We start from the raw sequence: 12,755 nt of genomic DNA, 5'->3' as shown, positions 1-12,755 counted from the left end.
CAATCCGCCAAAGAATGCAGCTTAGACCAACGCGGTATAAATAATGACCAGCTTTCTTAATCGGGTCACTCAAGGCCCCAACAAGCCGTTCCAGCGACTGGCGAACTCTGCCCTCCTTGCCCTCAGCGCCGCGTTTTGTGTGGCGGAGGCCCAGGCGGCCGGATACGCAGGCACGCAATTTGAGATCGAAATGGTCGTATTCTCCCGTGAGGAAGGTATGCAGACCTCCCGCGAGACATGGCCGGCCACACCCGAACTCGCTTATGACAAGCACTGGGTGGACTTCAACTCAGCCTCCGCCAACGACCCGCTGATGCCAGCACTGGAGCCGGCCGCCAATCAGCTAAGCAACAAGGTTGCGAGCCTTAACCGCAATCCGCGCTACACCGTGCTGTTCCACAAGACCTGGCGACAAGTTCTTCAAACTGAGCGCAATGCGCCTGCGGTACTGATCAACGGCGGTACCCTGAGCGATGAGCACCACCAGCTGGAAGGCAGCGTTACTATTAGCGTTTCGCGCTACCTGCATCTGAGTACCGACCTTTGGTTCAGCGAATGGGCGCAGCAACCGCAGCTCCAACCCACCGACTGGAACCTGGAGCCCCAGCAAGCAGAGCTCACCACAACAACAGCTCAAGGGATTGCCGTACCCACACAGCCGCGCGCACCGCTGCTGCCGGTAGCGGAAGATGTGGAAAGCGAACCGCTGGGCCTGGGCGCAGCGGTTGAACCCGCCAGCATCTCCTCTACTAGTTCCTCTAATAGTTCTTTTAGCAGTGACAATGCGTTCAGCACCAGCGCCGACTTTGCCGCATTTGGCGAAGAGGAAAGCACCCCGGCATTGCCCGTGGAAAAAATCGCAGAGAGAGTCGCGGTACTGCAGGAAGAACGCAGACTGCGCAGCGGCGAGCTGCACTATATTGACCACCCGAAACTGGGCGTGCTCATCGAAGTGCGCACCGTGGAACAGACAGAGGATGAAGAGCAGGATCCCCTGCTTGAGTCTGAATAATCGCAATCGACGCGAGGCGCGATGTGCGAAGACGGCCCCCGACGGGGCCGTCTTCGTATCTGGCGCAAACAAACTTATCGAATAATAAAAACGGATCGATCTCCAATGATTACCAATGACGCCATTATTCTGGGTCTACTTGCCGCCATTCTTGGCTTTGTTTTCTATACCGCGGGGAGTGAACAGCGTTTCTGGAAGCGCTTTTACCGCTTTGTTCCAGCGCTATTACTTTGTTACTTCCTGCCTTCGCTGCTAACCACCTTTCATATTATCGATGCGCACAACTCGAATCTGTATTACGTTGCGTCGCGCTACCTGCTGCCAGCAAGCCTGGTGTTACTCACCCTGAGTGTCGACCTGAAGGGAATCATCAACCTTGGCCCCAAGGCACTGATTCTGTTTCTCACCGGCACCCTCGGTATTGTTATCGGTGGCCCCCTCGCCTTGTTGATCATGTCGGCGATTGATCCAAGCCTGCTGAATGGCAACGGCCCGGATGCGATCTGGCGCGGCATGACAACCGTTGCCGGCAGCTGGATTGGCGGTGGTGCGAACCAGGCGGCAATGAAAGAAGTCTTCGATGTCGGTGGGCAGGTGTTCTCCGCGATGGTGGCGGTGGATGTGATCATCGCCAACTTGTGGATGGCGGTACTGCTGATCATGGCCGGCAATGCGAAAAAAATCGATGCAAAGTCTGGTGCGGATACCAGTGCCATCGATACGCTCAGAGAGCGCGTAGAAACGATGCAACGCAAACACGCCCGCAACCCTACCGTGCAGGACCTGATGCTTATTGCCGCAGTAGGATTTGGTATCACCGCCATCGCACACGCGGGAGCCGACTTCCTTGCACCCTGGTTCCAGGCTAACGCACCCGAGCTCGCGCGCTTCAGTTTTACCAGTCAATTTTTCTGGCTGATCATCATCGCCACAACCCTTGGCGTGGCCATGGCGTTTTCACCGGCGAAAAAACTGGAAGGTGCCGGCGCTTCCAAGATCGGTACGATCTTTATCTACTTCCTGGTTGCCACTATCGGCACCCACATGGACATTACTGCACTCAGCGAGAGCCCGGAGCTGTTCCTGCTCGGCTTGATCTGGATGGCCGTACACGCGGGCCTGTTGCTCCTGGTCGCCAAGTTGATCAAGGCACCGCTCTTCTTCATGGCCGTCGGTAGCCAGGCGAATGTCGGCGGAGCGGCCTCTGCACCGGTGGTCGCGGCGGCTTTCCACCCCTCGCTCGCTCCGGTTGGCGTTTTGCTCGCGGTGATGGGGTACGCCCTTGGCACTTACGCAGCCTGGTTCTGCGGCCAATTGCTGCGCGTCGTAGGCGCCGGATAAACGAAGGCTCAGGAAATTGCGCAGGCGCCGGGAGGCGCCAACCAGGCGCTAATACGTATTGAGAGAAGGCAGTGTAAGCTGCCCCGCACTCTGGAGAGTTAAAAATCTAGAAACTGAAAAATCTAGAGACACAAAAAAAGCCCAAAGGGAAATGCCTATCAAGCACTACCCTGCGGGCTTTTTTCTTTCTGCGCTACCGGAATTAATTCCGGCAGTCGCCTTCAGATGGTTGGCGAATTACTCGCAGAGAACCACGTCTTCTGCCAACAGGCCTTTGTCGCCCTGTTGCATCTCGAACTCGACCGCCTGACCTTCATTCAAGGTCTTGTAGCCGTCGCCGCGGATGCTGCGGTAATGAACAAAAATATCCTCGGAACCTTCCGAGCTGGTGATAAAACCATAACCCCGGGCGTTATTAAACCACTTCACAGTACCCGTAACGCGATCACTCATTAAGCCAACCTCTTTTATTGTTATTGCGCTCACCCAGGTTGCGGGCGATTCGCCTACCCCAATTTGGGTGCCCTATCCTCCGTGAGGGCGGACACTTTCTCGAAGCACCTGTTCAATGTATCGAACAGGTCCTTACCGATTCTTAGATAAAACTGCGCCACTGTCTAGGTTTGCACGTGAAATTAATGTTACTTCTCACCAACAATGCGCAATAAATCACCAAATTAGCCCAAAAGGTCCCAAATACCTTGGTATCTTGTGCTCAAGCCGGGGGGCAACTTGAAATTAAGCTCGCGTCACTAAGCTGACTATTGCGCAATTTAAGCGGTCCCGCTTACGCACCGACCGGACCGCGTGCTCCAGCAGAGCGGTCTGCAATCGCCAGTTCAGGCAACTCGGATATATGCAAAGTGGATGTGGGGAATGCACAAGACGCGCCCTGCGCCTCAATAATTTTGAGGATTTTCAGCAGTACATCCTGTTTGATCTCATGGTAACGAACCCACTCGGTGGTCTTGGTAAAAGTGTAAATAAAGAAATCCAGCGAAGACGGCGCGAACGAATTGAAGTTGACGATGAGCGTTTGGTTGGTATCGATTTCCGGGTGCTGCTCCAGCATGCGGCGCACCTCACCCACCACAGTCTCCATCAGGTGCGCGTCTTCATAGCGAATGCCGATGGTTTCATAAATGCGGCGATTCAACATGCGCGACGGGTTTTCAACCGATATCTGGGTAAAGGTACCGTTGGGGATATACAACGGACGCTTATCGAAGGTGCGAATTCTGGTCAGACGCCAACCAATATCCTCTACCGTCCCCTCGATCTCCTGGTCTGGCGAACGCACCCAGTCCCCTACTTTGAACGGGCGATCCAGATAAATCATTAACCCACCAAAGAAATTTGCCAGGAGATCCTTCGCCGCAAAACCAATTGCGAGGCCGCCAATACCGCCCATCGCCAGCACACCACTCACGCTATACCCAAGGCGCTGCATAATCACCAGGGCAGCGGTGATCATGATGGAAGCTCGCACCAGTTTGCCAATAGCGCGCACCGTGGTGGCATCGATCGGCTTACGCATATAGCGTGGGTCCGCCAGATTCCGCTCCACTTCTTTGGCAAAGCGCAAACCAAACCAGGTGATAACCACCACAAATCCGACTGCCCGGGGCTTATCCGCGAGCCAGGTAAGGAGCTCTGAGCCCGTGGTGGCAGCGGTGCGAGAAGCAGCAAAGGACAACCCCAACAACCAGATCAAAATCGACGCCGGTGGATTCATGGAGTTTGCCAGCGCATCGTCCCACGGGTTTACCGTGCGCTCTGCCCGCGCCTGGAGCTGAAGAATAAAGCGCCCCACCAACCAGGAGGCCAGCGCGGTAAACAGAACGATGAAAAAGATTTCGGCAATCCAGAAGCGGTCGTCCCCGACCAGGGAGCGCAAGAACGCTTTAGCTGACTCCACAAACTACTCCATAAGCTGCAGACGAATGAATTAGGGGATTATTGTGCGTATTTACATCCAGGATGCCAGCCATTCGCGTGTTTTTTGCCAACGGTCGCTCTTTTCCAGTGCATCCCAACTGTTTATCTTGGGCTGGCCTCGCATACGGGAGAGGCGTTCGCTCGACGCAGGGTCAATAGAGTGGCCTTGCAGCGCATCCAGGACCTCGATAGCACCCTGACGGTTATTACAGACGATTCCCATATCGCAGCCCGCGGAAAGTGCCGCGTGAATTCGCTCCCGATAACCACCTGCTGCGCCGGCGCCCTCCATGGTCAGATCATCACTAAAGATGACCCCATCAAACTTGAGGCGCTTGCGTAAAATCTCTTGCAGCCAGTAGCGTGAAAAGCCCACGGAGTTTTCATCGACTTTGGCAAAGCGGATATGCGCCGGCATGACGGCTTCCAATTCGCCAGCGGCAATACATTCTGCAAACGGCACCCCGTCCGCTGCAAGCACAGTCTCGAGATCGCGCTCATCAACCGGCAGTTCTTCGTGGCTGTCTTCCAGCACCTGGCCATGGCCGGGAAAATGCTTGCCCGTAGTTGCCATTCCGGCTTCGTGCATGCCGGCAATAAACGGTCGAGCCTTGTGGCACAGCGTCAGTGGATCCTGCGCGAAACTGCGATCACCGACAATGCGACAAAAATCGTCGTCCGCATCGAGCACCGGTGCGAAGCTGAAGTCCACGCCCACCGCGAGCAGTTCGGCCGCCAGCAGCCAGCCGACATCCTGCAATTGCTGCGTATTCGCTTGCGCACTGAGCGCCTGCATTGAGGGAATACGCGTGAAGAAGTCCCGGAAGCGCTGCACCCTGCCCCCTTCCTGATCCACTGCCAGCAGAATTTCAGGGCGCACTGCACGGATCTCTGCAATGAGGCTTTCCAGTTGCGGGCGGTTCTCATAATTGCGCGCAAAAAATATTAGCCCGCCAACATGTGGATGCCGCAGCAGCTCGCGATCCTCCTCGGTAAGCGTAAGGCCATCCACATCGATCATTACCGGGCCAATCTGAGCAGACATCGGCATACACTCCACAATTTAACTTCGATCACGTAATAGACGATCAAACCCTAGCGATTAATGGGCCACCGTTTCCCGGCCAATTATTCACCTTCGGTCGGTACGGGCGCGGTCAACATGGCCACTGCGGCCGGCGCCAGCCGGGCAAGTGTCTCTTCCAGGCTGCTTTCAGCGCCGAAATCCTCTCTCAGGATAGCTTCGATCGCGTCAAAGCTCGAAAGGGAAAATACCGTGGCCCCGAGCATGAAATAGAGGCGCCAGTAAAAGGTCACCGGATCTACGTGGGGCAAGGCGGTGGCCAGCGAGCCCGCGAAACGGCGGTAAGAGTCGCCGTAGCGGGAAACGATAAAGCGGCGCAAATGGCCCTGGGACTGGGTGTACGCCAGCCCTAGCAGGCGCATAAACCGCTTGGGGTCACGCCCCTGACTGGCCAAGCCGGCCAAAGCAACCCGGTATAGACTCTGCAGCAGGTCATCCAGCTGCAATGAACCCTCATCTGTAGTCAGGCGGGCGAGTTCTGCATCCAAAGACGTCGTAAAAGGTGTAAGAAATCGCTCGAATACGGCCTGAATCAGTTCTTTTTTCGAACCAAAATGATAATTCACCGCCGCCAGATTGACTCCTGCGGTACTGGTGATGGTGCGCAAAGAGGTCTCGGTAAACCCGCGCTCGGCAAACAGCACTTCCGCAGCATCCAATATCCGCTGAACAGTATCCAACTGACTCATACCAATCTCACAACAATTCAAACCGACAATTTAAACGTTTGTTTTAACCGCCAGACTAGCACATACCGGCAATGATGGAATACGCGCATGCACAATCGATCTAAACACGCGCCCCAGCAGCGCTGGTTCGAGTTACCAAGCGCACGCCCGCGACATTAGATTGGCCATGAACATTTGAAAAAATCGCGCAACTCGTCGCATCTGCCGAACCCCCGCAGAAACCGCGCCAGAGCTAGCGCCACGAGTGGGAAGGCCCGAGATAAAAACCCGGGCTACCCCCGACACAGGAGGGCCAAGTCATGGCGAGAATCGCCCCTGAAATTGGCAGCTGGTTTGAAAACTTCGACACAGGCGACCTGTTTGAGGTCGTTGCCGTTGACCACCCGTCACGCACCATCGAGATTCAATATCTCGACGGCAGCATCGATGAAATCGAATTTCAGAATTGGCCTTCCCTACCGGTAATAGGCGCTGCCGCACCGGAAGATGCAAACGCCAGTTACGGCACCTTTGCGGATGAAATGGGAGACGAGGAAGACGCCGGCTTCAAGAGCCCAATCTTTTCACCCGCCCAGAGCGCCATTGACCGACTGGAGGGAGACTCTTTTCCGGGCACGGACGAAGGTATTTAAAAAAGCTTCCAAATAATCAATCTTACGACGCAGGCAAGTTTCCCTTTGGGATTCAACTTGCCTGGGTACAGTTTGCGCGCGCCATAAATCTGTATATAATCACAGCACCTGTATAAAAATACAGATCAAAGGAAGGCGCAATGACAAATCTCACCGCACGCCAGGCTCAGGTTCTGGAACTGATCAAGAGCTATGTGGACGATACCGGTTACCCCCCTACCCGAGCCGAAATTGCTCAGGAACTTGGTTTTCGCTCTCCCAACGCAGCAGAAGAACACCTCAAGGCCCTGGCCCGCAAAGGCGCGATCGAAATGGTTGCCGGTGCCTCCCGCGGTATCCGCATTCCCGACCACCACACTGGCCTGCCCGTTGTCGGCCGTGTTGCCGCTGGCAACCCGATTCTCGCGGAAGAAAACATCGAAGAATACTGTGAGATCCCGGCGGAGTTTTTCCATCCGCCTGCAGACTATCTGCTGCGCGTACACGGAATGAGTATGAAAGACGCCGGTATTCTCGACGGCGACCTGTTGGCAGTGCAGCGCACCGACAACATCCGCAATGGGCAGATTGTTGTAGCGCGTATTGAAGATGAAGTGACGGTGAAGCGCTTCAAGCGTCGTGGCAACCAGGCCACGGTACAATTGCACCCAGAAAATGAAGAGTTCAACGTGATTGAAGTGGACATGCGCGACCGCAACTTTGCCATCGAAGGGTTGGCAGTCGGAGTGATTCGACAAAATCCGATCTGATCGCGCTACTCGCAATCGCTGGGCGAATTATTTCAGGCATAAAAAAACAGGGCATACGCCCTGTTTTTTTATGCCTGAAAGTCTTTTCAAACCTTCTTTTCACACCATCAGTGAATCGTGTGCTCAGTGATATCAACCACTTCTTCCTCGAAAGGCTCTGGCTCCATTTCACCGATATCCTGAACCGCTTCGATCCCCGCCTCCAGCATGGCTCGGGCGACCGCTACCTTGTGATCGCGCAAAAAATGCATACTCTCGTCGGAGAAACGAATACGCACCAGAGGCTCACCCTTGTGACCAGCGCGTCGTAGCGCCACATCACCATTGGACAGCTCAATGATCTCGTAAGTCTCTGTAGACATTCACTTCTCCGGTAACCGCGTGATTTGGCAGCCAGTGTACCACAGGGGGCATCCACTAATCAGCGTGCATCCACTAATAGATTTCTTTGGTGAATTAACGCCTGCATTGCCCCGGGGAACCGGAACCGTGACACGAGTAGCCCGGTTGCTACCACTCTTGACTCTGCGCTCGCTGACGCTGAATCAGCTCCACCAATGCCTGATACCAATGGCGAAGGTTGTCTGCGGTCATAGCGGCGTCCTGAGGGCCTGCAGAGGGGTTATCCAGCTGCCGCACCGGGATCATGGTTTCTACACCAGAGGCAGTGGCGTTCGACGCCCCTGACGATCCTGCAGGAGCGGAAGTCGACAATTGCCAGTGCCCGGCCCATGCGCGGCAGAGCCCACTCAGCCAACTCTCCGGGTCCTCTGACAAGTTCACCAGCTCCGTCACATCACCGCTGAACTTGCCGCGCTGGGATACCAGCGCCGCAAGCGCCTGCGCGCTTTCCGGCTCAGAACCAGCGGCAAAACCGAGCTGCAACTGATGCCCCTGCTCCGCAAGGAATGCCCGGTAAGCACGCCACAGCTGCGTTAAAGCCGCCTCCAAAAGTGCAGAGTCCAGCAATGACTGCCCGCTGGCAACCTGTTGGGACTCGCCCAGCAACAGCTGGGCCTTGCGCAGCGTAGATGCCACCGTTCCGGTGTAGGGATTGCTCAAAACTTCCGTTCCCTTCCTGTTGAGGCCTTTTTAGGCCTACCACTTACTTCGCTGGCGTTTTCTTTGCTGCCGCTTTCTTGGCAGGTGCTTTTTTAGCCGCAGTCTTCTTCGCGGCGGCCTTCTTGGCTGGCGCCTTCTTCGCGGCGGCCTTTTTCTTCGCTGGTGCTTTTTTGGCCGGTTCTTCTACCTGCCATTTGCCGTCGCGATAGAACGCCTTCCAGCCAGTCGCCTTGCCCTCTTCTTCGGTCTGTACGTACTGTTCCTGAGTCTTGCGACTGAAACGCACCACTGTATCGCGGCCTTCATTGTCTTCCGCCGGGGCAGAGAACAGGAAGTTGTACTTTGGATCGATCTCATCTTTGTGCGGCAGTAATTCCTTGATCCGCGGAGCACGGGTTTCGCGGTTTTTCGGGAATTGGCTGGCAGCCAAAAACAGGCCAGACGCGCCGTCGCGCAAAATGTAGGTATCTTCCACTTTCTCGCAGGCAAGCTCAGGCATAGGCACCGGATCCATCTTGGGAGGTGCCGGCTGACCGTTCTTGAGCAGCTTGCGCGTGTTCTTACAATTCTCGTTGGTACAACCGAAGTACTTGCCAAAGCGGCCGGACTTCAACTGCATATCGGAGCCACACTTGTCGCATTCAATGACCGGGCCATCGTAGCCCTTAATCTTGAAGGTACCCTGCTCTACTTCGAAACCAGTACAGTCCGGGTTGTTACCACAAATATGCAGCTTGCGATGTTCGTCCACCAGGTAGCTATCCATGGCGGTGCCGCACTTGGGACAGCGGCGCTTATCGCGCAGCTGACGCGTTTCTGCGTCTTCATCCTTCTCCGCATCAACCGCTTCCTCACCCGATACCAGGTTCATGGTATTGGTGCAGCGCTCCTTCGGCGGCAAGGCATAACCCGAGCAACCGAGGAATACCCCGGTAGAACCAGTGCGAATCTGCATGTGACGGCCACACTTGCTGCACTCGATATCGGTATCCGTCGGGTTATTCCGACGCATACCAGCTTCTTTGTCCTGCGCGGTTTCCAGGCGCTTGCTGAATCCCGAATAGAATTCGTTCAGCAGGTCCTTCCAACCCTTTTTTCCTTCCGCTACGGTATCGAGAGATTCTTCCAGACTCGCGGTAAAGCCGTAATCCATCAAGTCGGTAAAGCTCTCGCTCAATCGGTCGGTAACGATATCGCCCATTTTTTCCGCATAGAAACGGCGGTTTTCCAGCCGCACGTAACCGCGATCCTGAATGGTGGAAATAATCGATGCATAGGTAGACGGACGACCAATGCCGCGTTTTTCCAGCTCTTTTACGAGTGCCGCTTCACTGAAGCGCGCGGGCGGCTTGGTGAAGTGCTGTTTCGGATCGAGCTTTTGCAGGTTCAGCTTCTCGCCAACTTTGATGTCCGGCAGAACCAAATCTTCGTCTTTTTTGCTCTGTGCCGGCGCGACCTTCAGGAAACCGTCGAAGCGGATTACGCGGCCGCGTGTACGCAGCTCAAAGTCGCCCGCGGTAACCACCACCGAAGTGGAGGTAAACTTGGCAGGCGTCATCTGGCAGGCAACAAACTGTTGCCAGATCAGGGTGTACAGGCGCTCTGCGTCACGCTCCATACCGGAAAGGTTGTTGGGTTTTACCCGCACATCCGAAGGACGGATCGCTTCGTGCGCTTCTTGCGCGCCTTCTTTGCTGCTGTAGCTGTTCGGGTTTTCCGGCAAATATTTTTCGCCGTAATTCTCACCGATAAATTCACGCACAGAGGCGACCGCTTCCTTACTCAAATTGGTGGAATCGGTACGCATATAGGTGATGTAACCCGCCTCATAGAGACGCTGGGCCATCATCATGGTTTTCTTAACACTGAAGCTCAAACGGTTACTCGCCGCCTGCTGCAAGGTCGACGTGATATACGGCGCGGTGGGCTTGGAACTGGTGGGCTTGTCGTCCCGAGCGCTTACCGTGAAGTCACTGGCCTGCAGCGCTTTCAGCGCAGCAGTGGCCTGCTCTTCATTGGTAGGACGGAAAGCCTGACCGGCCTGTTTTTTCACTTCCAGGCGCAGAGCGTCGGATTTCGCCGTCTGGGTGTCGGCGAACAGCGTCCAGTACTCTTCCGGAATAAACGCGCGGATCTCGCGCTCGCGCTCAACGACCAGTTTGACCGCCACGGACTGCACACGACCCGCTGAGAGGCCTCGGGCGACTTTTTCCCACAACAGCGGTGAAACCATATAGCCCACGATACGATCGAGGAATCGACGCGCCTGCTGCGCGTTTACCCGATCAATATCCAGGGGGCCGGGATCTTCAAACGCTTCCTGAATCGCGGACTTGGTAATTTCGTTGAACACCACACGGCGGTAACGCTGCTCGTCGCCACCAATAGCCTCGCGCAAGTGCCAGGCAATGGCCTCTCCTTCGCGATCCAAATCCGTTGCGAGATAGACGTGGTCAGCATTTGCCGCCAGTTTGCGCAATTCATCAACAACTTTTTCTTTACCCGGGAGGATTTCATAGTGCGCCTCCCAGTTGTGGTCCGGATTGATGCCCATGCGCTTGATCAGCTGTTCACGGGTTTTCTTGCGTTTATAAACCTCTTTGGCTTCTGGCGATAACTTGCGGGTTTCCGCGGCCCGACGCGCCCGTTCTTTCGGGTCGACAGGCTTCTTGGCGGAAGCGCCCGTAGGAAGATCCCGGATATGACCAATACTGGACTTCACTACGAAGTCTTTTCCGAGATACTTGTTGATCGTTTTTGCCTTCGCCGGCGACTCGACGATGACCAGTGATTTACCCATAAGCCTTTGATTTTAAATAAAAAATTTACTGCTTGCGCAATCTGTGCTCACTGCTGTTTGCACAGTGCGTTGCGCGAATATATATGCTTGGTCTCGCCTCTGGTCAAGCGAGTTAAGCAAATTGTTGAACTATTCGACCGTCTGGACAGCTCTTCCGACCCCCAATTCAGCCCGGGGTTCAACCGGATAAAACAGTAGACCAGATCCTTGAGACGGCCAGCTTATTACGCCGGCACAAGCGCCCTTCGAAAGACCGGTTTTAGCCCAGCCCGGGCTCGGTGCGCGCAACCTGACGTATTGCTTCTTCTATTAAGGGACGCTGTTCCGCTAACCCCTGAGTCACTGCCGCCAAACCCGCATCACCACTGCGTTCGCGCCACTGAACCCCCAACCCGCTGTCATTGGCGAAAATTGCCGTAGCATCGGCCGGTAACATGGCGATCAGCTCTTTGAGTGCCGGGCGCGCAGCCTCCGGCGCAGTTCGCCCATTGCGCCAGTCCCAGCGGCCGGCAAAGTTCATCTCATGCTCGACGCGCTTTAACTCAAGCCCCCAGCCAGTACTCAAGCGCCTCGGATTGCGCCACTGGGAAAAATACGTCGCTGCGGTGCCTTTACCCAGGGCTTCTGGTAGCGGCTGCATTTGCACCTTGAGGCCCGCCGTTGCAGCACTCTGGCGCAACTCCGCCAGCTTGCGCTCACGCGCACTGGGCTTGAGCCACATAACGGGACCGATCACCAGAACGACCGCAAAAATAATCGCGAATATAGGAATCCAACTGGCCATGACGGCTTCCTTATGAAGGGTATACGATGACTTGACGCGCCTTCTCACCGGAATTCTCGGCTTGCAACGTCACTTCAGGGCGCGCATTCTTTTCCGTAACGGGGCAGTTGTGTCAAGTATGAATTTTTAAAGTAGACTGAATAAAGCTGTCGGCGGTGGGCGAATTTGGGCCCGATTGCCGGCAAATCACCCAAACTGTTACGCAGATCGAGGGAGACCTATGTCGGGTTACAACAACATCCTGGTAGGACTGGACCTTTCTGACGAATCTTCCCAGGTGCTAACGCGCGCGCAGCAAATTGCCGCCTGCACCGGGGCGCAGTTGACCCTCGCGCACATTATTGAGCCCCTGACTTTCGCCTACGGCGGCGACATACCCATGGACCTGTCAGAGGTGCAAGAACAGCTTCAGAACCAGGCCAAAGAGCAATTGCGAAAATCGGCTCAGGAGCTCGGAATTCCACAGGATCGGCAGCATGTTGTACTGGGGCAACCAGCCACTGAAATCCACCGACTCGCGGAAGAAAGCGGCTGCGACTTGGTCGTAATCGGCAGCCACGGGCGTCACGGGCTGGCGTTGCTACTCGGCTCTACGGCAAACGGGGTGCTGCACGGCGCCGGCTGTGATGTGTTAGCCGTCCGCGTACACACCCCTGACGAATAA

General features: G+C 55.5%; 13 protein-coding genes. 5 read left to right on the top strand and 8 right to left on the bottom strand.

What is annotated here, in order from left to right; genetic code table 11:
- Positions 1–43: 43 nt before the first annotated feature.
- Both Mag101_RS07705 and Mag101_RS07700 read left to right on the top strand, forming a co-directional pair.
- The gene (locus tag Mag101_RS07705) at positions 44–1,012 is read left to right on the top strand and encodes a CsiV family protein (protein WP_077403081.1); all 969 of its coding nucleotides are present in this window, start codon (positions 44–46) and stop codon (positions 1,010–1,012) included.
- 105 nt (positions 1,013–1,117) lie between these two features.
- Complete coding sequence (locus Mag101_RS07700) at positions 1,118–2,353, top strand: DUF819 domain-containing protein (protein ID WP_077403078.1); 1,236 nt, start codon at positions 1,118–1,120, stop codon at positions 2,351–2,353.
- Between the two features lie 237 nt (positions 2,354–2,590).
- Here the strand turns inward: Mag101_RS07700 and Mag101_RS07695 are convergent, their stop codons facing one another.
- The 4 genes from Mag101_RS07695 to Mag101_RS07680 form a co-directional block, all read right to left on the bottom strand.
- Positions 2,591–2,806: a cold-shock protein gene (locus tag Mag101_RS07695; RefSeq protein WP_077403076.1), complete on the bottom strand. Its 216-nt coding sequence runs from the start codon at positions 2,804–2,806 to the stop codon at positions 2,591–2,593.
- Between the two features lie 334 nt (positions 2,807–3,140).
- Positions 3,141–4,271 (bottom strand): mechanosensitive ion channel family protein, encoded by a 1,131-nt coding sequence (locus Mag101_RS07690; RefSeq protein ID WP_077403073.1) that lies wholly within the window; start codon positions 4,269–4,271, stop codon positions 3,141–3,143.
- 51 nt (positions 4,272–4,322) lie between these two features.
- Positions 4,323–5,336: a beta-N-acetylhexosaminidase gene (gene nagZ / locus Mag101_RS07685; RefSeq protein WP_077403070.1), complete on the bottom strand. Its 1,014-nt coding sequence runs from the start codon at positions 5,334–5,336 to the stop codon at positions 4,323–4,325.
- 83 nt (positions 5,337–5,419) lie between these two features.
- Positions 5,420–6,064: a TetR/AcrR family transcriptional regulator gene (locus Mag101_RS07680; protein WP_077403067.1), complete on the bottom strand. Its 645-nt coding sequence runs from the start codon at positions 6,062–6,064 to the stop codon at positions 5,420–5,422.
- A gap of 299 nt (positions 6,065–6,363) precedes the next feature.
- Here Mag101_RS07680 and Mag101_RS07675 point away from each other — a divergent pair, with 299 nt between their 5' ends.
- Together Mag101_RS07675 and lexA are read left to right on the top strand one after the other, a co-directional pair.
- Positions 6,364–6,696: a DUF6763 family protein gene (locus tag Mag101_RS07675; RefSeq protein ID WP_077403064.1), complete on the top strand. Its 333-nt coding sequence runs from the start codon at positions 6,364–6,366 to the stop codon at positions 6,694–6,696.
- 140 nt (positions 6,697–6,836) lie between these two features.
- Positions 6,837–7,445 (top strand): transcriptional repressor LexA, encoded by a 609-nt coding sequence (gene lexA / locus Mag101_RS07670; RefSeq protein ID WP_077403061.1) that lies wholly within the window; start codon positions 6,837–6,839, stop codon positions 7,443–7,445.
- Between the two features lie 107 nt (positions 7,446–7,552).
- On the opposite strand, the gene Mag101_RS07665 is transcribed toward lexA, so the two are convergent.
- The 4 genes from Mag101_RS07665 to Mag101_RS07650 all read right to left on the bottom strand — a co-directional run bounded on the left by Mag101_RS07665 (position 7,553) and on the right by Mag101_RS07650 (position 12,091).
- Positions 7,553–7,807 (bottom strand): hypothetical protein, encoded by a 255-nt coding sequence (locus Mag101_RS07665; RefSeq protein WP_077403058.1) that lies wholly within the window; start codon positions 7,805–7,807, stop codon positions 7,553–7,555.
- A gap of 148 nt (positions 7,808–7,955) precedes the next feature.
- Positions 7,956–8,507: a DUF6586 family protein gene (locus tag Mag101_RS07660; RefSeq protein ID WP_077403054.1), complete on the bottom strand. Its 552-nt coding sequence runs from the start codon at positions 8,505–8,507 to the stop codon at positions 7,956–7,958.
- A gap of 43 nt (positions 8,508–8,550) precedes the next feature.
- On the bottom strand, positions 8,551–11,307 hold the full coding sequence (gene topA, locus Mag101_RS07655) for a type I DNA topoisomerase (RefSeq protein ID WP_077403051.1): 2,757 nt from the start codon (positions 11,305–11,307) through the stop codon (positions 8,551–8,553).
- Positions 11,308–11,566: 259 nt separating this feature from the next.
- Positions 11,567–12,091 (bottom strand): hypothetical protein, encoded by a 525-nt coding sequence (locus Mag101_RS07650; RefSeq protein ID WP_077403048.1) that lies wholly within the window; start codon positions 12,089–12,091, stop codon positions 11,567–11,569.
- Positions 12,092–12,311: 220 nt separating this feature from the next.
- On the opposite strand from Mag101_RS07650, the gene Mag101_RS07645 reads away from it, so the two are divergent.
- The gene (locus Mag101_RS07645; RefSeq protein ID WP_077403044.1) at positions 12,312–12,755 is read left to right on the top strand and encodes a universal stress protein; all 444 of its coding nucleotides are present in this window, start codon (positions 12,312–12,314) and stop codon (positions 12,753–12,755) included.

The organism is Microbulbifer agarilyticus (assembly GCF_001999945.1).
GTDB lineage: Bacteria > Pseudomonadota > Gammaproteobacteria > Pseudomonadales > Cellvibrionaceae > Microbulbifer > Microbulbifer agarilyticus_A.
Note: the sequence above shows the minus strand (reverse complement) of the source record. Positions and strands in the feature narration are given on the sequence as shown.

Coding starts and splice junctions, on each gene's coding strand:
- Mag101_RS07705 (WP_077403081.1), top strand. CDS start 44: ATGACCAGCTTTCTTAATCGGGTCACTCAAGGCCCCAACAAGCCGTTC.
- Mag101_RS07700 (WP_077403078.1), top strand. CDS start 1,118: ATGATTACCAATGACGCCATTATTCTGGGTCTACTTGCCGCCATTCTT.
- Mag101_RS07695 (WP_077403076.1), bottom strand. CDS start 2,806: ATGAGTGATCGCGTTACGGGTACTGTGAAGTGGTTTAATAACGCCCGG.
- nagZ (WP_077403070.1), bottom strand. CDS start 5,336: ATGTCTGCTCAGATTGGCCCGGTAATGATCGATGTGGATGGCCTTACG.
- Mag101_RS07680 (WP_077403067.1), bottom strand. CDS start 6,064: ATGAGTCAGTTGGATACTGTTCAGCGGATATTGGATGCTGCGGAAGTG.
- Mag101_RS07675 (WP_077403064.1), top strand. CDS start 6,364: ATGGCGAGAATCGCCCCTGAAATTGGCAGCTGGTTTGAAAACTTCGAC.
- lexA (WP_077403061.1), top strand. CDS start 6,837: ATGACAAATCTCACCGCACGCCAGGCTCAGGTTCTGGAACTGATCAAG.
- Mag101_RS07665 (WP_077403058.1), bottom strand. CDS start 7,807: ATGTCTACAGAGACTTACGAGATCATTGAGCTGTCCAATGGTGATGTG.
- topA (WP_077403051.1), bottom strand. CDS start 11,307: ATGGGTAAATCACTGGTCATCGTCGAGTCGCCGGCGAAGGCAAAAACG.
- Mag101_RS07650 (WP_077403048.1), bottom strand. CDS start 12,091: ATGGCCAGTTGGATTCCTATATTCGCGATTATTTTTGCGGTCGTTCTG.
- Mag101_RS07645 (WP_077403044.1), top strand. CDS start 12,312: ATGTCGGGTTACAACAACATCCTGGTAGGACTGGACCTTTCTGACGAA.